We start from the raw sequence: 18,109 nt of genomic DNA, 5'->3' as shown, positions 1-18,109 counted from the left end.
GCGCTCGCGTCACCCATGGAGATCACCGATGCCCGACAACACCGAAAACACGCACGACAAGAACCGGCGCCAGCTCGCCTGGGTCGTCGCGCTCTCCGCGCTGGCCCTGATGTTCGACGGCTACGACCTCGTGGTCTACGGCACGGTGCTGCCGACCCTGATGGCCGATCCGTCCCAGATCGGGCAGCTCTCCGCGGGTCAGGCGGGCACGCTGGGCAGCTATGCCCTGGTCGGCGTGCTCGTCGGCGCGCTGAGCGCCGGCGCGGTGAGCGACCGGATCGGCCGTCGCAAGGTCGTGCTCGCCAGCATCACCTGGTTCTCGATCGGGATGGCCGCGACCGCGTTCGCGCAGTCGATCGCCGTCTTCGGCATCCTGCGCTTCCTCACCGGCATCGGCCTGGGCGCGATCCTGGCGACGGTCGGTGCCCTGGTCGCCGAGTTCGCGCCGCCGGAGCAGAAGAACCGGCTCAACGCGATCGTCTACAGCGGCATCCCCGCCGGTGGCGTGAGCGCCTCGCTGATGGCCCTGATCGTCGACCCGAGCGGCTCCAACTGGCGGATCCTGATGGCGATCGGCGCCGCGCCGCTGGTCCTGCTGCTTCCGTTCGCCATCGCGAAGCTGCCCGAGTCGCAGCTGTGGCTCGACTCCCGAGGACAGACGGTGGAGGCGGCGCGTGCCGCCGCGGCGACGGACGCGGTCGGCTTCGGCGCTCTCGCGCGCCGGCCGCTGGCCTTCCCGACGATGCTGCTCGGCCTGATGAGCTTCTCCGGCCTGCTGCTGACCTACGGGCTCAACACCTGGCTGCCGAAGATCATGGAGGACAACGGCTACGGCAAGGCGTACGCGCTCACCTTCCTGCTGGTCCTCAACGGCGGCGCCATCCTCGGCGGCCTCCTGGCTTCGTACGTCGCCGACCGGACCGGCGCCAAGCCGGTGGTCGCGACCACCTTCGTGCTCGCCAGCCTGATGCTCCTGCTCCTGCCGCTCGGACTGCCGCTCGGGGTGCTGTTCGCGGCCGTGGCGATCGCCGGTGTCGGGACGATCGGCACCCAGGTGCTGATCTACGGGCTCGTCGCCAACTACTACCCGACCCGAGCCCGCGGGGCCGGCGTCGCCTGGTGCGCCGGGTTCGGCCGGCTGGGCGGCATCGTCGGGCCGATCATCGGCGGAGCGCTCGTCGCTGCCGGGGTGGGCAGCACGACCGCGTTCCAGATCTTCGCCGGCGTCGCGCTGCTGGGTGCCGTGGTCGCCGTGGCGGTCCCGCGCTCCCCGGAGGAGCCGGTCGTGGATGTCGCGCTCGACGACGGCCTGCCGGCCTGAGGAGGCCTAGGGTGTGACCGTGCTCATAGAGCGAGCGGGCTGTGTCGGTCGCGAGGAGGAGCTCGTCGAGCTCACCTCGCGGCTGGCCTCCGCTCGCACCGAAGGCGCCACCGCCGTCCTGGTCCTCGGGGACCCGGGGCTGGGGAAGACCGCGCTGCTGCGCGGTCTGGCGGACCGGGTCACCACGCCGACGCTGAAGGCCCGCGCGGGTTCCTGGGAGCAGGACTGCCCGGGCTCGGTGCTGCGCCAGCTGCTGGGAGATGACCCGCCGGAGAACGCGGTCGCCGCGGCCGACATCCTGGTCGCGAGAGCCCTGGCCGAGTGTGCGGAGGAGTCCGGTCTCGTCCTGGTCGACGACGCCGATCTCGCCGACACGCTCTCGCTGCAGGCGATCGCCTCCGCGCTGCGCCGCCACCGCGACGCACCCGTGCTGGTGGTGCTGGCGGCCACCCGCAGCACCCCGTTCCTCGGCGAGATCGCCGCCGACACCGTACGCATCGAGGGGCTGGACGCGACTGCGATCGGCGAGCTCGCCGCCCTGCGCGGCCGGGTCCTGCACCCGGCGATGGCCGAGGTCCTCACCCGCCACACCGCCGGCAGCCCGCGCGACGCGGTCGCCCTGCTCGACGAGCTCCCGCCGAGCCGCTGGGCACGGCCCGACACCCAGCTGCCCGCCCCCGTCCACGTACGCGACGAGGTCCAGGTCGCGCTCGCCGGCTGCGGCGCCGAGGGTCGTGCCCTCGCCGAGGCCTTCGCGATCCTGGGGGAGGACGCGTCGCTGGGCCAGGCCGCGACCCTCGCCGGGCTCGAGGACCCGCTGTCCGCGGTCGACGCCCTGGTCTTGGCCGGGCTGGTCGAGACCACCCGCGACCACCGCCCCCGATGGCGTACGCCGCTGGTCGGTGTCGCCGTGCTCGGCACGATGGGCGCTCGCCGCGCTGCCGACGCGCACCAGCGCGCGGCCGCGATCGTCGATGACGAGGTCCGGCGGGCTCGGCATCTCGTCGCCGCGACCCCGGTGCCCGACGCCGTGCTCGCCGAGGAGGTCGCCCGGCTGGCGCAGCGGCGTGGTGACGAGGGCGCCTGGGCGCAGGCCGCTGCGCTCTACCGCGACTCCAGCCGGCTCACCGTGGACCCGGTGCGGCGAGACGACCGGCTGATCCGCTCCGTCGACGCCCTGGTCGCGGCGGGCGACGGCATGGGTGCCGCGGCTCTGGTGCCGGTGGTCGAGGGCCTGCGCGAGACGCCGCTGCGCGACGCGGTGCTCGCCTACCTGGCGATTCTGCGGGGCCGGGCGACCGAGGCCGAGGTGCGACTCAAGCGCGCCTGGGACATCGTCAACCCAGACCGGGAGCCGGAGACCGCCGCGCTGATCGCGACCCGTCACGTGCTGCACTCGCTGGCGCTGTGCCGCGGCGAGGAGCTGGTCACCTGGGCCGACCGGGCGATCTCGCTCGCCGGCCGCGACTCGGCGGCGGGCGTCGAGGCGGCCGCCATCCGTGGGCTCGGGCTGGCGATGTCGGGCCGGTTCGAGGAGGCCCACGCGGCGTACGCCCTGGCCGCCCGCCGCGTCGGGCACAGCGCCCAGACCCAGCGGGTCACCATGGGTCGTGGCTGGCTGGGTGTCCTCACCGACGAGCCCGACGAGAGCCGCAGCCGCCTGGAGGGCGTCACCGACCCGCGGATCCTGGGCGGCTCGACACGGATCGCGATGTGGGCGCTGGCCTGGCTGGCGCGGGTGCAGTTCCTGACCGGCGAGGTCGACGCGGCCCTGCAGACGGTCGCGGCCGGGCGAGCGCTCGCCACGACGTCGGGCATCGCGCTGGTCACCCCGCTCCTGGAGTGGACCGCCACCGAGACCCACCTGCTGCGCGGCAGCTGGGAGGACGCCGCCCGCACCGCCCGCGCCGCCGAGATCGGCGCCCAGGGCTACGAGATCATGCGCGTCCCCGCGCTGCTGGCCCGCGCCCACATCGCCGAGGCGCGCAGCGACTTCCGTGCCGTCCTCCGCATCCTCGAGCCGCTCACCCACGCCCCGGCCGGCAGCGTCCTGAGCGAGCCGGCCATCTGGCCCTGGGCCGAGACGTACGCCGCAGCGCTGGTCGCCGAGGGCCGCCTGGACGAGGCCGACGAGTTCCTGCGCCCCCACGAGACCCGTGCCCGCGAGGAGGAGCACCGCTCCGCCCAGGCCAGGCTGGCCACCGCCCGCGGCCGCTGGCACGGCGCGCGTGGCGACCTCGCCGGGGTCCGCGACACGTTCGACCGCGCCCTCGAGCTGCTCGACGGGCTGCCGCTGCGCTACGAGCGCGCCCGGATCACCTTCGCCTACGGCCAGGCGCTGCGTCGGGCCGGCCGCCGCCGCGACGCCGAGGTGCTGCTCTCGTCCGCGCGCGACCTGTGGGACGGCCTCGGCGCGACCATGTACGTCGACGCCGCCGAGCGCGAGCTGCGCGCCGGGGGAGTGCGGGCACCGCGCGGCCAGCGCGGCCCGGTCGACCTGACCCCGCAGGAGGAGACCGTCGCCGAGATGGTCGCCTCGGGCCTCTCCAACCGCGAGGTCGCCGCGCAGCTGTTCGTCTCGCCCAAGACCGTGCAGTACCACCTGACCCGCATCTACGCGAAGCTCGGCGTACGCAGCCGGACCGAGCTCGCCGCGATGGCCGCCGAGCCGACGGAGGAACCATGAGCACCCTCGTCCGCGAGCCCCGCACCGGCCTGAGACGCGACCTGGGCCGGCACGAGCTGGTCAACGGCTTCATCGGGTTCCTGTTCTCCTGCACCGGCCCGGTCGCGGTGATCCTGGCCGTCGGCCAGGGCGCCGGCCTCTCCGCCGGTGTGGTCGCCTCCTGGGTGAGCGCGGTCTTCTGCCTCAACGGCGTCCTGACGATCGCCGCCTCGCGCTGGAGCAGACAGCCGTTGGTCTACTTCTGGACCATCCCCGGGACGGTGGTCGTCGGCCAGGCGATGGCCGCCGGCACCACCTGGCCGGAGGCCGTCGGCGGGTTCGTCATGGCCGCGCTGCTGCTGGTCGCGCTGGCCCTGACCCGGCAGGTCGACCGGGTGATGCACCTGCTGCCGATGCCGATCGTGATGGCGATGGTGGCCGGTGTCTTCCTCCGCTTCGGCACCGACCTGGTCCTCGCCGTCGACCGCGACCTGGCGGTCGCCGGGCCGATGGTGGTCGCCTTCGTCGCCGTCAGCGCGATCCCGCGGCTGGTCCGCTGGCTCCCCGCGGTGCTCGTGGCGCTGGCCGTCGGCGCGGTCGCGGTGAGCCTCGCCGACCGGCCCGCCGTCGAGGTCTCCGGGCGCTGGGTGATCGATCCGGTCTGGACCACCCCGGTCTTCACCGGGTCCGCCTTCGTCGAGCTCACCATCCCTCTCCTCATCACCGTCCTGATCGTCCAGAACGGCCAGGGCATGGCGGTGCTGCGCGCCGCCGGCCACGACCCGCGGATGAACCAGGTGACCGGCTGGTGCGGCGTCGCCTCCCTGATCGCGGCGCCGTTCGGCGGAGTCTCCACCTGCCTGGCCGGGCCGACCAACGCGCTGGTCACCGCCTCGGGGGAGCGGCGTCGGCACCACGCCGCGGCGGTCTGGTGCGGCGTACTCGCGATCGGGTTCGGGCTGCTCGCCCCCGGCATGGTGCGGGTCATCACCACCATGCCCGAGGCGTACGTCGCCGCCCTCGGCGGCCTCGCCATGCTCAAGCCGCTCCAAGGCGCGTTCCAGACCGCCTTCAGCGGTCCCCACGTCACCGGCGCGCTCGTCACCTTCCTGGTGACCGTCGCCGACATCACCGTCTTCAACATCGGCTCCGCCTTCTGGGGTCTGGTGGCCGGTCTCGCGGTCAGCGTGCTGCTCGACCGCCCGGCCACCCCCGGCGGCGACAACAAGGAGAAGTCATGACCACGACCGACACCACCTACCCCGACGCGACGATGCGCTACGGCGCCACCGCCCGTCAGGTCGCCGACGTCTTCGAGCCGGCCGAGGCGACCGACTCGCTCGTCCTCCTGCTGCACGGCGGGATGTGGCGCGACTCCGACCGGATGCGCACCTGGTCGGCCGGCCGGGCGCTGGCCGAGGCGGGCCACCTGACCGCGACCGTGGAGTACCGGCACGGCCCCGGCCAGTGGCGGCAGGCCTTCGAGGACGTCGAGACCGCCATCGAGTCGATCCAGCTCAGCGGCCGGGAGTGGACCGTCCACAACGACGCGCCCCGGCGGATCACCCTGGTCGGCCACTCCTCCGGCGGTCAGCTCGCCCTCTGGGCCGTCTCCCGCCCGGGCATCCTGGTCACCGGGGTCGTCGCGCTGGCCCCGGCCGCTGCGCTGGCAGCGATGAGCGAGGACGGCCTCGGCGACTGCGCGGTCGAGGAGTTCCTCGGCGGCCGCCCGGCCGAGACCCCCGAGGCGTACGCCGCCGCCGACCCGCTCGGCCTCGCTCCGCAGGTTCCGGTGCAGATCCTCCACGGCTCCGCCGACACCGTGATCCCGCTCGCGATCTCCGAGCGCTACGTGGCAGCACACCCCGGCGTACGTCTCGAGGTGGTCGACGGCGCCGACCACGACGGCTGGGGCGACCCGTCGCTGGACACGTGGAGGCACGTCCTGGACGCGGTCGACCGACTGACTCGGTAGTCCCTCCGCGATCTTCTCTCGCCTCACCCCTGCTCGCGGCTCAGCGACCGCGGCGGCAGGAGCGGGTGCGGTTGCAGGTCGACACGACGTACGCCGCATTCGCCGCAGCGCACGTAGAGGACTCGACCCTCCGACGTCTGGTGGCTGGACTCGGTGACCCAGCCGTGCTCGTGGAGAGCGTGATCGCCCCGGGACTGCTCTGCTGCGATGTCGGTCATGCCTGCCACTTTGCTGTAATGGTCTTATGCACCTCAACCCTTACGGCGAGTACGCCGTTCTGATGGCCGCGTCGCTCGCCAACGACTGGCCCGAGGACCGTGCCGGCATCGAGGCCCGGACGCGAGAGTTCGGGATGACGATGGACTTCGGGGAGTCTCCGGACGACCATCGGCGCACTCGGCTGGTGATCGACGAGTGGCTCCGAGTCGTCGATGCGCCGGAGCCTGCAGCACGGGCGCGGCTGCTCAACGACCTGATGGCGCAGGCGACCGCGTATCCGCGGCTGACCGACCACGGGCGGGAGGGGTGGCACATCCACTACCGCGACGACACCAACGATTCGCTTCCCGACGTGCTCCGAGCGGTGATCAGCGTGGGCACGGCGCTTCACCTGACCACTCGCGGCATCCATCGCCTGAGCCGGTGCGCCGCCGGGCAGGTCGAGGGGGACCCCTGCACCGCGGTGGTCGCGGACGTCACCCGCAACGGACGACAGCGCTACTGCTCCGTCCGCTGCGCCAACCGGGCCGCCGTACGCCGGCACCGCGCCCGACGCTCCATGACTGCCCACTGAGGGGCGAAGCCAAGCGCCACCAGCAACTGACGAGGTCGACACGCCGACGCCAACCGGCCTCAGGCGTGGCGTAGCGCGGTTGTGCGGCGCCGATCACACTCAAACGCGGTCTACGGGTTAGGTTCTGCGGCGGCGTTTCCCCCGATTTTGGAGTTTTGATGTCAGACCTGACCTATCAGATGCTGGCGCTGGTGGCCTACATGGTCGCCATGCTCGGCATCGGCGCCTGGGCGTACCGGCGCACCTCGAACCTCGACGACTACATGCTGGGCGGCCGCGACCTCGGCCCGATGGTGAGTGCGCTGAGCGCGGGTGCCTCGGACATGTCCGGGTGGTTGCTCATGGGGCTGCCCGGTGCGATCTACGCGACCGGGCTGATGGAGGGCTGGATCGCCGTCGGTCTGACCGTCGGTGCCTGGCTCAACTGGAAGGTCGTGGCGCCCCGGCTGCGGACGTACACCGAGGTCTCGGGTGACTCGATCACCGTGCCGAGCTTCCTGGAGAACCGGCTGAAGGACAGCACGCGGCTGCTGCGGATGGCCTCCGGCGCCGTCATCCTGGTGTTCTTCACCTTCTACGTCTCCTCGGGCATGGTCGCCGGCGGCGTCTTCTTCGAGAGCTCGTTCAACACCGACTACCACACCGGCATGCTGGTGGTGGCCGCGGTCGTGGTGGCGTACACGCTCTTCGGTGGCTTCCTCGCGGTCTCCTACACCGACTTCGTGCAGGGCGCGATCATGCTGCTCGCGCTGATCCTGGTGCCCGTCGTCGGTGTCTTCGTGACCGGCGGGCCGGCCGAGACCGTCGACAGCATCCGCGCCGTCGACCCCTCGCGCCTGAGCATGCTCGAAGGCGCGACCGCGCTGGGTGTCATCTCCGCGGCGGCCTGGGGCCTGGGCTACTTCGGCCAGCCGCACATCATCGTGCGCTTCATGGCCCTGCGTACGGCAGGGGAGGCCGCCTCCGCGCGGCGCATCGGTATCGGCTGGATGCTGCTGAGCCTGTTCGGCGCCGTCGGCACCGCGCTCGTGGGCATCGCCTACTACCAGCAGAACCCCGACCAGAAGCTGAACGACCCGGAGGCGGTCTTCATCGTCCTGGGGCAGATCCTCTTCCACCCGCTGATCGCCGGCATCATGCTGGCCGCCGTGCTCGCCGCGATCATGAGCACCATCTCCTCCCAGCTCCTGGTGACCTCCTCGGCGCTGGTCGAGGACCTCTACAAGGCGGTCTTCAAGAACGACGCCTCCGACCGCCAGCTGGTCCTGTTCGGCCGGCTCGCCGTGCTCGGCATCGCCGTGGTGGCGGCGTTCCTGGCGTGGCCGAAGACCGGCACGGTGCTCGACCTGGTCGCGTACGCCTGGGCGGGCTTCGGTGCGTCCTTCGGCCCGATCATCCTGCTGGCGCTGTGGTGGCGGAAGCTCACCGCGCCCGGTGCGATCGCCGGTCTGGTCGTCGGCGCCGTCACCGTCGTGGTGTGGGGCAACATCGAGGCGCTCAGCTCGCAGATGTACGAGATCGTGCCGGGCTTCGTGCTCAACACGATCGTCGCCGTGGCGGTCAGCCTGGTGACCTACAAGGAGAACCCGGCGATCGACGCAGAGTTCGACGAGGCGATCCGGCTGCTCGACGCCGAGGGCACGCGCGAGAAGGCGGCGCGGGTCTGACCCGCCGGGCCCGGGATCTCGTGGAAACCACGATCCCGGGCCCGATGGCGTACTGTTGATCGTGTTGAAGGGATGGCTCTGAAAGCCGTCCTGGCCGCACACCACGTCGCGGCTTGTATCTCTTATTCCTGGTTTTCGGTTCGCTGGACATCAGCACAGATGGATGTCTTCAGCGGCCCGGGGCACAGTGCCCCCGGCACGGAACAAAGGAAAAGATCATGGCTCAGGGCACCGTCAAGTGGTTCAACGCTGACAAGGGCTTCGGCTTCATCGCTCAGGACGGTGGCGGCGAGGACGTGTTCGTTCACTTCTCCGCCATCCAGACCAACGGTTACAAGTCGCTCGACGAGAACCAGAAGGTCGAGTTCGACGTCACGCAGGGCCCCAAGGGTCCGCAGGCCGAGAACGTCCGCGTCTCCTGATTCACCACGAAGGGCCCCGACCGCTGCTGCGGTCGGGGCCCTTCGTGTATGTAGGGTCAGTGCAGGTGCAGCTGCCAGTCCTGCGGGACGCGATCCGCAGGCCCGGGCGCGGGCTGCGACTCGGGCCGACTCGTCGGCTCGGCCAACGCCGGGCCCTTCAGCGCCTCTTGGTTCTCGAAGTCCCAGAACCATGTCTCGCCGGGCTCGAAGCTCTGCATGTAGCGGTGGCCCGTCTCGCGGAAGTGGTGGCTGGCGTGCTGTGCCGGGGAGCTGTCGCAGCAACCGACGTGCCCGCACTCGGCGCACCGCCGGAGGTGGAACCACCATCCGGAATCGCTCGCGAGGCACTCGGCGCAACCGGTGCCGGACGGCGGGACAGCGACGTCGATTCCTGGTGTGCCGGTCATGCCGGAGACGTTACCGGTTGTGGCGCTCTCACGTGCGCCGCCCGCCGAACTCCCACTGATGGACCTCGACCCCGACATACAGGGCGGGGGAGAGGACCGCCCGCGCGGCCGTCTCGGAGGCGGCCTCCAGCAGTACGGCCGCGCCGACCATCACGGTCCCGTCGTCGGAGAGCAGCGGCCCGGCCGCGATCAGCGCGTCGCCGTTCGGCAGGTCGAGACGGTCCGGCGTCGGCTCCGTGAACCCGAGGACGAGGTAGCGGCCGCTGTCGGGTCGGCCGTCGAAGTCCCACATGGTCCGGCCGAGCGAGTTGCTCCATCGCCGCAGCATCACGTCGCGATAGGCCCCGGCCTGGTAGCCGGGCTCCTCGAAGGCGAACGCGCGAGCCGTGGCGGCGTCCGGGAGATCGAGGATGTGCACGCTGCCGGTGAGGGTGTCGTCGGAGAACGTCGGGCCGCGGGCGATCATCGTCTCCGCGAACCGGTCCATGTAGGCCCAGTGCTCCTCCACCATCTCGGTGCGCAGCGGCGTCGATCCCGGGCGATCGCGGTGGTAGCAGAAGAACTCCATGGGCCGAGAGTCACCGGCCACGGCCGCCCACGCAATCGGTTTATGCCGGCGGGTCCTAGGGTGGAGCCGTGGTGGGCGATCGCGATCGGAACGAGCAGGGGCGGGCACAGCAGGCTCGCCCGCGCGACGCGCTCGGACGACCGCTGCCCTATGGCGAGGTCGGTGTCGAGCCGATCTCCGAGGAGCCGCTTCCGCCGCAGGAGACCCTGGCGTACGCCCGCGAGCTCCTCGACGCCGGCCGCCCGTTCGCCGCCCATGAGGCGCTCGAGGTCCGGTGGAAATCGTGCCCGGAGGAGGAGCGTGAGCTGTGGCAGGGGCTGGCCCAGCTGTGCGTCGGGCTGACCCACCACGAGCGCGGCAACGCCGTCGGTGCTGCGCGGCTCATCGAGAGGGCGGCGAGGCGACTGGAGGCGTACGGGCAGGGGGATGGGCCGACCTACGGTCTCGATCTCGGGGCGCTGATCGCGTGTGCCCGAGACCGGGTATAGCTCCTTCTGCCTATTGACCGCGAAGGTCCGCGCCGTGCTTGGGTGGAGCCATGAGTCGCACGGCTGAGGTGGACTACCTGGTGGTGGGTGCCGGCGCCATGGGGATGGCGTTCACGGACGCCCTGATCGAGCATGCCGACGTGCGCGTGGCCCTGGTCGATCGTCGCCACGGTGTCGGCGGGCACTGGCTGGAGGCGTACCCGTTCGTACGTCTGCACCAGGCCTCCGCCTTCTACGGCGTCGCCTCGACCCTGCTCGGCGGCGGGCAGCTGCAGCAGCGCGGGCCGGAGGCGGGCCTTCAGGAGCGGGCGACGCAGCCGGAGATCTGTGCCTACTACGCGCGGGTGCTCGACCGGATGGTGGAATCCGGCAAGGTCGAGTTCTTCCCGAACAGCGAGTACGTCGGCGACAACGCCGTCGTCTCGCACATCTCGGGGGAGCGCGTCGAGATGCCCGGTGCCCGGGTCGTCGATGCTCGCTACCTGGCGCCCAGCATCCCCGCGGAGAAGCCGCCGCCGTTCGGTGTCGCGGACGATGCCCGGGTGCTGCCGGTCAACGAGCTCGCGCGCCTCGAGGACGCGCCGAGCCAGTACGTCATCGTCGGCTCCGGCAAGACCGCGACCGACGCCTGCATCTGGCTGCTCTCGCGTGGCGTCGACCCCGACGCGATCTGCTGGGTGCGGCCGCGCGACCCGTGGATGATCAACCGTGCCGTCGTCCAGCCCGATCCCGCGATCTTCCTCGGCATGGCCGCCGACACGATGGCGGCCGCGGAGCGGTCGACCTCGCCCGAGGACTTGTTCCTCCGGCTCGAGGACGCCGGCATCATGCTCCGCATCGACCGCTCGGTCATGCCGACCATGGCGAAGGCGCCGACGCTGGCGACCTGGGAGCTCGAGCAGCTGCGTACGGTCGAGAACGTCGTACGCCGCGGCCACATCCAGCACGTCGACCGCGGTTCCCTCGGCTTCGCCGACGGATCGGTGGCTGTCGCCGATGACGCCCTCGTGGTCCATTGCGCCGCCGACGGCCTGAAGTATCCGCCCCTGGTCCCGGTCTGGGGTCCCGAGGCGATCACGCTGCAGCCGATCCGGGCCGGCTTCCCGTGCTTCGGCGCCGCCATCGCGGGCTACGTGGAGGCCACCCGCGACTCCGACGCGGAGAAGAACCGGCTCTGCCCGCCGAGCCCCCTCGGCAACACGATGGCGTCGTGGGCGCGGATGAACGTCCTCGGCACTCAGGCGGCGATGTCCTTCTCGTCCGAGCCGGACGTCAAGGAGTGGTCGGACCGGGTCGCGCTGAACCCGGCCCGGGTGCCGCCCGGTCACCCCGGATCAGCGGCGCTGGACGATGCGCGGGAGAGGCTGGCGCGGCACACCAAGCCTGGCATCGCCCAGATGGCGCAGCTGGCCGAGATGGTCTGAGGCCGACGTCCTTTCGGGCCGTCAGTGGCCCCGGCAGGCGTCGCCGGGCGACGGCACGAAATCCTTGAGCCCGGCCCGCACGTAGATGCCGTAGCTCTGCACCCCGTGGTAGCGGTCGGTGCCGCCGGGGCTCTGGTTGCCACGTTCGGCGAGCGCGTCGTCGTCGAAGCCCGGCGGGTTGCCCTCGACGGCGTCCGCGGTGTCCTGGCCTGAGAACACGCACTCCGAGGACGCGCGGTCCGGCGCGGGGATGTCGTCGCCGTTGCCGTTCACCTCGGCCGCGCTCGCGGCCCCGGCTCCGGCCAGCACGAGCCCCGCCGCGGCGGCACAGCTCTTCATCAACAGCTTCATGATCTCTGTTCCTTCCCCCTTCGATGCCCCTTGCAGTTTCATCATCAGTCGGCGTCGACGGGTTGTCATACGCCAATCTGGGGGAGTCCCGTGCGGGACCGACGCGCGGCGTGGGAGCCTGTCTACATCTGTTTCATGCGGTTGGCGGAGAGGATGTCGATGGCTCAGGGCGGTGACTCCGCGACGGGGAGCACGGACTGGGAGCGTACGAAGGCCTATCTGCAGCACGACCCGACCAAGTGGAACAGCCTCTCCTGGATCACCGCACGCAGCCTGATCGACTCGGTCAACGACATCCTGGGACGCGGCACGCACAGGCTCGTCGAGAAGCTGCGTGCGCACTGGACTAAGCCGGACGTGCCCCTGACGATCGCCGCCCCTGAGGTCTCGAGGTTCCTGGTCATCGGCGACACCGGCGAGCAGGACCCGTCCCAGTACGTCGTCGCGCCCGCGCTGGCGCGTGCTGCGGCCGCGCGCCCTGACCGGGAGCAGGCCGGCTTCGTGCTCGTGCTGAGCGACGTGATCTACCCCTCGGGCAACGTCAACGACTACGTGGACGGCTTCTACAAGCCGTACCGGTCGAACCGGGTGCCGGGCCTCAAGGCGCCCGCCGACGTACGGACCGAGTTCGCGCTCCCCGAGGACGTCCCGGTCTACGCGATGCCGGGCAACCACGACTGGTACGACGGCCTCTACGGCTTCGCCCACCAGTTCCTGTTCGCGGCGGACGAGCCGCCGACCTGGCCCCGCGAGCTCCTGGCACCGTCGTTCGACGACAGGCTCGGCGCCTGGCAGCTCATCCGGGACCGCTTCGGCCGGATCATGTGGCGCACGCCGAGCGAGCCGGTCGGCAACGCTCTGACGTCGCGGTGGGGCGAGCCGGCGGGCGGCGGGCCGGCACCGGAGTCCCAGCTGCAGCCGGCGCCGTACTTCGTCATCGAGACGGAGCACGTGGACCTGGTGTGCATCGACACCGGCATCGACGGCACCATCGACGAGCGGCAGTTCACCTGGCTGAGGTCGCTGGGCGGCGAGAAGCCGAAGATCCTGATGACCGGCAAGCCGCTGTTCGTCAACGGTGAGCGCCGGAAAGGTGAGGTGTCCGGACGACCCGACAAGACCGTCTACGACGTCGTGGCCGAGAGCGAGCACGGCTACGTCGCGACCGTGGGCGGCGACACCCACAACTTCCAGCTGTACGACCCGCACAGCGAGGGCAGCTCGCGCGACGGCCTGTGGCACATCGTCAGCGGTGGCGGCGGTGCCTACACGCATGCCACGCATCCCATCCGGACGGCCGCCTCAGACGCGCGAACCGACCTGCGATTCCGGCCGACCAGGCTCTTCCCGGCATCGGCCGAGTCCCTGGCGTACTTCGCCCAGCAGCTGGTCCCCAGCATCTGGCGTCTGCTGCTGACCGTCCTGATGTTCGGCGGGGGAGTGGTCCTGGGCCGGTGGCTCGCCGGCGCCGGTGGTGCGGCCGTCGCCGCGATGGTGGTGCTGATCCTGCTGCACCAGCTGCCGCAACGTCTCGGTCACAGTCTCTTCGTACGCCGCCTGCTCCTGCGCCTCGAAGCGCTGGTCATGGGGGTCTCGGCGACGCTGTTCGTGCAGCAGTATCTGCCGGACGCGGCAGAGGCCCTGCTGGTGCTGTTCGGCTGGAGCACCCTGTGGATCTGCCTCAACGCCTGGTGCGTGCGCTGGTCGAGATGGTGGAACCCGGTCGAGTCGGTCCCCAGATGGCATCACGTCGCGTTCGCGTGCGTGCTGGCGGCCCTCGTGGCCCTGGCTCTGGTGCCCTGGGGTGTGGCCCGGCTCGGGTCGGGCGAGGGACGTACGGCGTCGTGGTGGCTGTTCGCCGCGATCGGCATCTACGTCGTCGTGGGGATCGTCGGGTGGCGGACGCGGATCGTCACCACCGTGAACGGCGCGAGGGCCGCGCGTTGGCTGAAGCGCTCGGTGGTGTGGGCCGTGCTCGCGCAGGCCGCCGTGGTGTCGGGCGAGATGCTGCGCGTCCTGAGCGGCGAGGGCTTGACCCTGCTGTTCTTCAGCGGCCTGCTCGGACTCGTGCCGCTGGCAGTGATCGCGGTGGTGATCCTCGCCGTGCTCTTGGCCCCCGACCTTCTCACTCGGCCTCTGGGAGATGAGCCCGTACGCCGGGTGCAGGCGTGGCTCCGCTGGCGGCAGGTCGCTCGGCCCCTCGTGTTCCTCGCAGGGCCCGTGACGCTGGTCGTCTGGTGGTGCCTCACCGATGCCGTCGACTCGGAGTGGATGCGGGCCGCCTTCGCCCTGCCGGCGCTGATCACGGTGACCGCGATCGGCATGTTCGTCATCGACTGGATCAGACGGGAGCACCCGCGCCTGTACACGCCGCTGGTGGTCCTCGTCATCCTGGCCTCCGGCGCGCTCTTGCTGGGCGCGGCGGCGCCGGGTCTGCTCGACGTACCGGGCTTCTCGGAGCTCGGCGGGCTTGCCGACGGCCTTCGGACGTGGTGGCCGGCCGTGGCGGTCGCCGGGGCCCTCTTCACCATGGTCGCGGTCGGTGCCGCCGCCCTCCTCGCCCACCTGGTGTTCCTCGGTGCCCACTCACTCATCGCGGATCCCGGTGCGTGGGTGAGTCCGCGCTACCGCCCGGGCCTCTCGACCCCCTACGACTTCATCAGCGAGGCCGACGCGACCGCCATCATCGCGGCCGAGCAGGAGCAGATGGGCGGCCAAGCCGCCATCGTCGACGGCGTCAGCCGGCGGACCAGACGCCGCGCACAGATCGCCTTCCCCGGCCTGAACCCGCCCTTCGGCCCGATCCAGAAGTTCGTCTCCGAGATCTACTCCCTCGACGAGCCTCCGTTCTTCAAGCACTTCCTCGAGTTCGAGACCTCACCCACCGAGGCCGTGGTGAAGATCCACCGCGTCCGTGGCGACCAGCCCGTCGAGATCGAAGAGGTGGCGAGGATCAGTCTCACGAGTGCGGCTGCCGCGCGGGAATGATCGCTCCCAGCCTCGTGAGACGCAGCCCCGGCATCCAGGCGCGGAGACCCTGATGGCTGGCCGAGCCCGACCAAGGCGGGCTCGGCGAAGAGAACGTGGACGTCAGGCCATCTCGGGGACATGCAGGTGGGCGTACGCGAGTTCGAACTCGTGCACGTCGACGATCTCGCCGCCCGCGTCGCTCGCGGCCCGGCTGCGCATCTCGTCGGCCGCCGAGCGGCTGGCTTCCATCGCGGCGCGGGACTCCCAGGCCGTGGTGGCGCAACCCAGGCCGGACGACCGGTTCACCAGCAGGCTGGCGCTGCAGAACCCATCGGTCTGCTCGAGCTCGGGAAGGATCCCGACCCGGAAGATCTCGGCCATGGCGTCGACGTCGCCCTGCAGCCAGCTGACTCGGGCGCACTCGCCGTGATGGCTACGGTGCATGACGACGATCTCCCACTCGTCGATCTGCATGTCGCCGCCGAGGATGTCCTTCCCTCGATCGCGTAGCGCGCGAAGCTGCTCGTCGCTGGCGCGCATGGCTGCCTCGTCTTCCCACGAACTCGTGGCGATGCATCGCCCGGACTCGCGGTCGACCAGCAGCGACAGGCCTCGACAGCCTTCGATGCTGTCGAGCATGGGCCCGGCCTCGTTCTTGACGAACGTGATGCCCGCGTCGATGTTGCCGGGACTCCCGTGGAACGTAGTGGAACGTGCGTACACAGCCCGCTCCTTTCTAGGACAGGGCAGTGCCCGGACCGGCACCGCCGGTTCTTCCCTGTCTACTCCTCTGGGCGCGGGGAGGCCATACCCAAGCTATGTGGTTCTCGGCCTCCCGTCTGGCTCTGCCAGACATTGTTCTGTGCTGGACGGAGATCCCCGGCGGACCGCTCGCGGCGGTATGACGCGAGCCCTTTCTGTCAGCCGGGGTTGCACGCCCGATCAAAGTTCGCTGCGTAATGGCAAGATGACTACATGGCATCGGACTCCCGGATGGTGGCATTGGGCTTCGGAAAGTTCGCGCGCGCCGACCGCATCTTCGCCCTGGAGCGCATCACTGGGGAGGAGCGCGGCGATGGCCGCCGCACTCGAGTATGGATCGACGGGGTCACCGACCCGTTGATCGCGTCCAGGACCGAGATCACAATCCTTCGCGATATGGGCCAGGAGTCCGCGGTCACCGCACCCGAGCTCGACGAGGCAATGGATCTCGCCGCGCGTCTGGCGGCCGCGGCTGAGGAGGGTCGGGTGGATCTGAGCGATCTGGGTCGTCGTGCGCGGCGCCTTCTTGCGGCGACGACGCCATAGGAAGGGAGGCCCGGACAGCCTGCCCCTTCGGTGAGTGACCCACAGCGGCGAAGTAGCGCGCTCGCGGCGATATGACGCACCCTGATGGCCGCATGATCGAGGTGCCGCTACAAGTAGTGTTCACGCATGCCGACGACCTTGGGCCGAGCGTTCCCCTCGGGCCTGCGCGCTTCGCTCTCGGAGGCTCTCGTCGCCATGCCTCGGCCCCTACACGCACCGTCAGGCGACATCACATCGAGCTACTCCCGCAAGTGGCCAGAGATTACGGTCGGCGGTGAGCCGGTCGAGATTCCGTATCGGGTCTACAACCCTGTTCCGTCGAACAGGGTGGCTCCAGAAGGCTCTCAAGCCACGGTCGCTGTCGATTGCCTCTACACACGACATCACGACGGCTTTGTCCGGCAGCAGGCCCTCCGACGAGTGCTGCGTTTCGAACAGGCGTGGATCATCCCATTCGTTGTGCAGTTGCTCGGCGAGTACGTCATCGAGATCTGCGAGGACATCCACGGCTTCGTCGTGCGCGACCTCCCGCGGCGTCCCGCAATGGTCCGTGGACTTCGGTCGTTCGTGACAGAGAACTCCGACTTCTTCACGCTCACCGAGCTGCGGGCTACGAGCTACTGGGCGTGCTACTACCGCAGCACTCATCTGTATCGGGACACGTATCCCGCCATGCTCGCCCTCAAGGCGATGCGCGACCTGGCAGCTTGAGTCAGAGCGGTCATCGGGCAAGAGCGAGTCGACAGCGGCGGAGTGACGCACATTCTCGGCAGGGGGAATGCCCGCTCTACGTCCTCGGACGGTTGGCCCACTGCAGCAGTGACGCGAACCATCCCGGACGGCGAGTGCGACCATCGACCACTGCTTGCTCGTCGTCGAAGCAGTTGATTACAGGATGCGGGAAGTGGAAGAACTGCGAACGATCAGGGATGCCTTCCTCCTGCCACTCGTATCGGACGCCGATGGAGCCCACGTAGGCCGCCATGATCCACGTGGTGATGCGGTTCATCTGCCGGTCGATTGCTGCGAAGTCTGGACTGATTGAGAGCCCTGTCCCGAAACGCTTGTGGACAGTGTCGGTAGTTATCAACCCCATGTGCGCGTCGGGCATGTCGTTTGCTCCGTCGAGGAACGCACGTAGAGACGGTGGGACGGGCAATCCTGTGCGGGCTATGCGACACCCGAAGTGCTTAGCGTAATAGCGAGCCAAGTTGAGCGTCGACTCCTCCCAGTCGCCGGCGAAGACTTCCTGAAAGTCGACACCAGGCATGATGCGCAGCCATGTCTGGCTGACGTAGGCGGAATAGATCTCATACGCGGTGTCGAACGGCTTGGACCGTTTGTTGTTGCAGGTCTCGCAGAGTGATTTCGGGAACTTGATGACGCCGTAGCGGTCGCGAGTGATCCCGCTGGTTCCGCGGATCTCGCGAGTGCTCTTCCCTCGTTCACCCCAGATCAGCGAATCACCCTCACCCATGAGGCGAGCAAGGTCTGTGCGCTTGAACTTGTGCTCACCCGTCGTGGCGGGCCGCTCCTGGCACCACCAGCACGTCCCGTCCGACGGAACGTGCAGGCGGGCGAAATCATCGGGCCCAAGAACGGGGGGACCCTCGGGGACCTGATCGGACACCACCACATTTCATCACCTGCCGCCGACATTTCCGGTCAATCTTCCCGCCTCCCGGGGGGCGAGGGAGGGAGTTGCTGCACCATCAGGGGAGAGCACATGCCCGTAGTTGGCACTCGTGGC

Annotated in this window: 18 protein-coding genes; 12 read left to right on the top strand and 6 right to left on the bottom strand. The window is 70.2% G+C overall.

Features of this window, described 5'->3' with window-relative positions; translation table 11 throughout:
* Positions 1-28: 28 nt before the first annotated feature.
* Genes G5C66_RS00990 through G5C66_RS00975 form a run of 4 tightly spaced genes read left to right on the top strand, consistent with a single transcriptional unit; the run spans position 29 to position 5,961 of the window.
* Positions 29-1,321, top strand: a complete 1,293-nt coding sequence (locus G5C66_RS00990; protein ID WP_165108815.1) for an MFS transporter — start codon at positions 29-31, stop codon at positions 1,319-1,321.
* A gap of 19 nt (positions 1,322-1,340) precedes the next feature.
* The gene (locus G5C66_RS26680) at positions 1,341-4,007 is read left to right on the top strand and encodes a LuxR C-terminal-related transcriptional regulator (RefSeq protein ID WP_206443574.1); all 2,667 of its coding nucleotides are present in this window, start codon (positions 1,341-1,343) and stop codon (positions 4,005-4,007) included.
* Complete coding sequence (locus tag G5C66_RS00980; protein ID WP_165108813.1) at positions 4,004-5,227, top strand: benzoate/H(+) symporter BenE family transporter; 1,224 nt, start codon at positions 4,004-4,006, stop codon at positions 5,225-5,227. Before G5C66_RS26680 ends, G5C66_RS00980 begins: the two co-directional genes overlap by 4 nt.
* Positions 5,224-5,961: an alpha/beta hydrolase family protein gene (locus G5C66_RS00975; RefSeq protein WP_165108811.1), complete on the top strand. Its 738-nt coding sequence runs from the start codon at positions 5,224-5,226 to the stop codon at positions 5,959-5,961. The genes G5C66_RS00980 and G5C66_RS00975 overlap by 4 nt, the downstream gene beginning before the upstream one ends.
* A gap of 23 nt (positions 5,962-5,984) precedes the next feature.
* On the opposite strand, the gene G5C66_RS00970 is transcribed toward G5C66_RS00975, so the two are convergent.
* Entirely contained in the window at positions 5,985-6,179 is a 195-nt protein-coding gene (locus G5C66_RS00970; RefSeq protein WP_165108809.1) for a hypothetical protein, read from the bottom strand.
* A 26-nt stretch (positions 6,180-6,205) separates the two neighbouring features.
* Between G5C66_RS00970 and G5C66_RS00965 the strand changes: the two genes are divergently transcribed.
* The 3 genes from G5C66_RS00965 (at position 6,206) to G5C66_RS00955 (ending at position 8,843) form a co-directional block, all read left to right on the top strand.
* Positions 6,206-6,754: a CGNR zinc finger domain-containing protein gene (locus G5C66_RS00965; RefSeq protein WP_165108807.1), complete on the top strand. Its 549-nt coding sequence runs from the start codon at positions 6,206-6,208 to the stop codon at positions 6,752-6,754.
* Between the two features lie 158 nt (positions 6,755-6,912).
* Entirely contained in the window at positions 6,913-8,421 is a 1,509-nt protein-coding gene (putP, locus tag G5C66_RS00960; RefSeq protein WP_165108805.1) for a sodium/proline symporter PutP, read from the top strand.
* A gap of 218 nt (positions 8,422-8,639) precedes the next feature.
* Positions 8,640-8,843: a cold-shock protein gene (locus tag G5C66_RS00955; protein ID WP_165108803.1), complete on the top strand. Its 204-nt coding sequence runs from the start codon at positions 8,640-8,642 to the stop codon at positions 8,841-8,843.
* A gap of 56 nt (positions 8,844-8,899) precedes the next feature.
* On the opposite strand, the gene G5C66_RS00950 is transcribed toward G5C66_RS00955, so the two are convergent.
* Together G5C66_RS00950 and G5C66_RS00945 are read right to left on the bottom strand one after the other, a co-directional pair.
* Entirely contained in the window at positions 8,900-9,250 is a 351-nt protein-coding gene (locus G5C66_RS00950) for a UBP-type zinc finger domain-containing protein (RefSeq protein ID WP_165108801.1), read from the bottom strand.
* Between the two features lie 28 nt (positions 9,251-9,278).
* Positions 9,279-9,818, bottom strand: a complete 540-nt coding sequence (locus G5C66_RS00945) for a YciI family protein (RefSeq protein ID WP_165108799.1) — start codon at positions 9,816-9,818, stop codon at positions 9,279-9,281.
* 71 nt (positions 9,819-9,889) lie between these two features.
* On the opposite strand from G5C66_RS00945, the gene G5C66_RS00940 reads away from it, so the two are divergent.
* Complete coding sequence (locus tag G5C66_RS00940) at positions 9,890-10,306, top strand: DUF309 domain-containing protein (protein ID WP_338144025.1); 417 nt, start codon at positions 9,890-9,892, stop codon at positions 10,304-10,306.
* Positions 10,307-10,356: 50 nt separating this feature from the next.
* Complete coding sequence (locus G5C66_RS00935) at positions 10,357-11,730, top strand: NAD(P)-binding protein (RefSeq protein ID WP_165108795.1); 1,374 nt, start codon at positions 10,357-10,359, stop codon at positions 11,728-11,730.
* Positions 11,731-11,751: 21 nt separating this feature from the next.
* Here G5C66_RS00935 and G5C66_RS00930 read toward each other — a convergent pair whose 3' ends face one another.
* On the bottom strand, positions 11,752-12,081 hold the full coding sequence (locus G5C66_RS00930; protein ID WP_165108793.1) for a hypothetical protein: 330 nt from the start codon (positions 12,079-12,081) through the stop codon (positions 11,752-11,754).
* A 159-nt stretch (positions 12,082-12,240) separates the two neighbouring features.
* On the opposite strand from G5C66_RS00930, the gene G5C66_RS00925 reads away from it, so the two are divergent.
* Entirely contained in the window at positions 12,241-15,069 is a 2,829-nt protein-coding gene (locus G5C66_RS00925) for a metallophosphoesterase (protein ID WP_165108791.1), read from the top strand.
* A 102-nt stretch (positions 15,070-15,171) separates the two neighbouring features.
* Here G5C66_RS00925 and G5C66_RS00920 read toward each other — a convergent pair whose 3' ends face one another.
* The gene (locus G5C66_RS00920; protein WP_165108789.1) at positions 15,172-15,774 is read right to left on the bottom strand and encodes an antibiotic biosynthesis monooxygenase; all 603 of its coding nucleotides are present in this window, start codon (positions 15,772-15,774) and stop codon (positions 15,172-15,174) included.
* Between the two features lie 252 nt (positions 15,775-16,026).
* Here G5C66_RS00920 and G5C66_RS00915 point away from each other — a divergent pair, with 252 nt between their 5' ends.
* Together G5C66_RS00915 and G5C66_RS00910 are read left to right on the top strand one after the other, a co-directional pair.
* Entirely contained in the window at positions 16,027-16,359 is a 333-nt protein-coding gene (locus G5C66_RS00915) for a hypothetical protein (protein WP_165108787.1), read from the top strand.
* Between the two features lie 126 nt (positions 16,360-16,485).
* Positions 16,486-17,070 (top strand): hypothetical protein, encoded by a 585-nt coding sequence (locus G5C66_RS00910; protein ID WP_165108785.1) that lies wholly within the window; start codon positions 16,486-16,488, stop codon positions 17,068-17,070.
* 76 nt (positions 17,071-17,146) lie between these two features.
* On the opposite strand, the gene G5C66_RS00905 is transcribed toward G5C66_RS00910, so the two are convergent.
* A complete protein-coding gene (locus tag G5C66_RS00905; RefSeq protein WP_165108783.1) occupies positions 17,147-17,989 on the bottom strand; it encodes a hypothetical protein in 843 nt (280 codons plus the stop codon).
* Positions 17,990-18,109 lie beyond the last annotated feature (120 nt).

Source organism: Nocardioides turkmenicus, from assembly GCF_011045035.1.
GTDB classification, from domain to species: domain Bacteria; phylum Actinomycetota; class Actinomycetes; order Propionibacteriales; family Nocardioidaceae; genus Nocardioides; species Nocardioides turkmenicus.
Note: the sequence above shows the minus strand (reverse complement) of the source record. Positions and strands in the feature narration are given on the sequence as shown.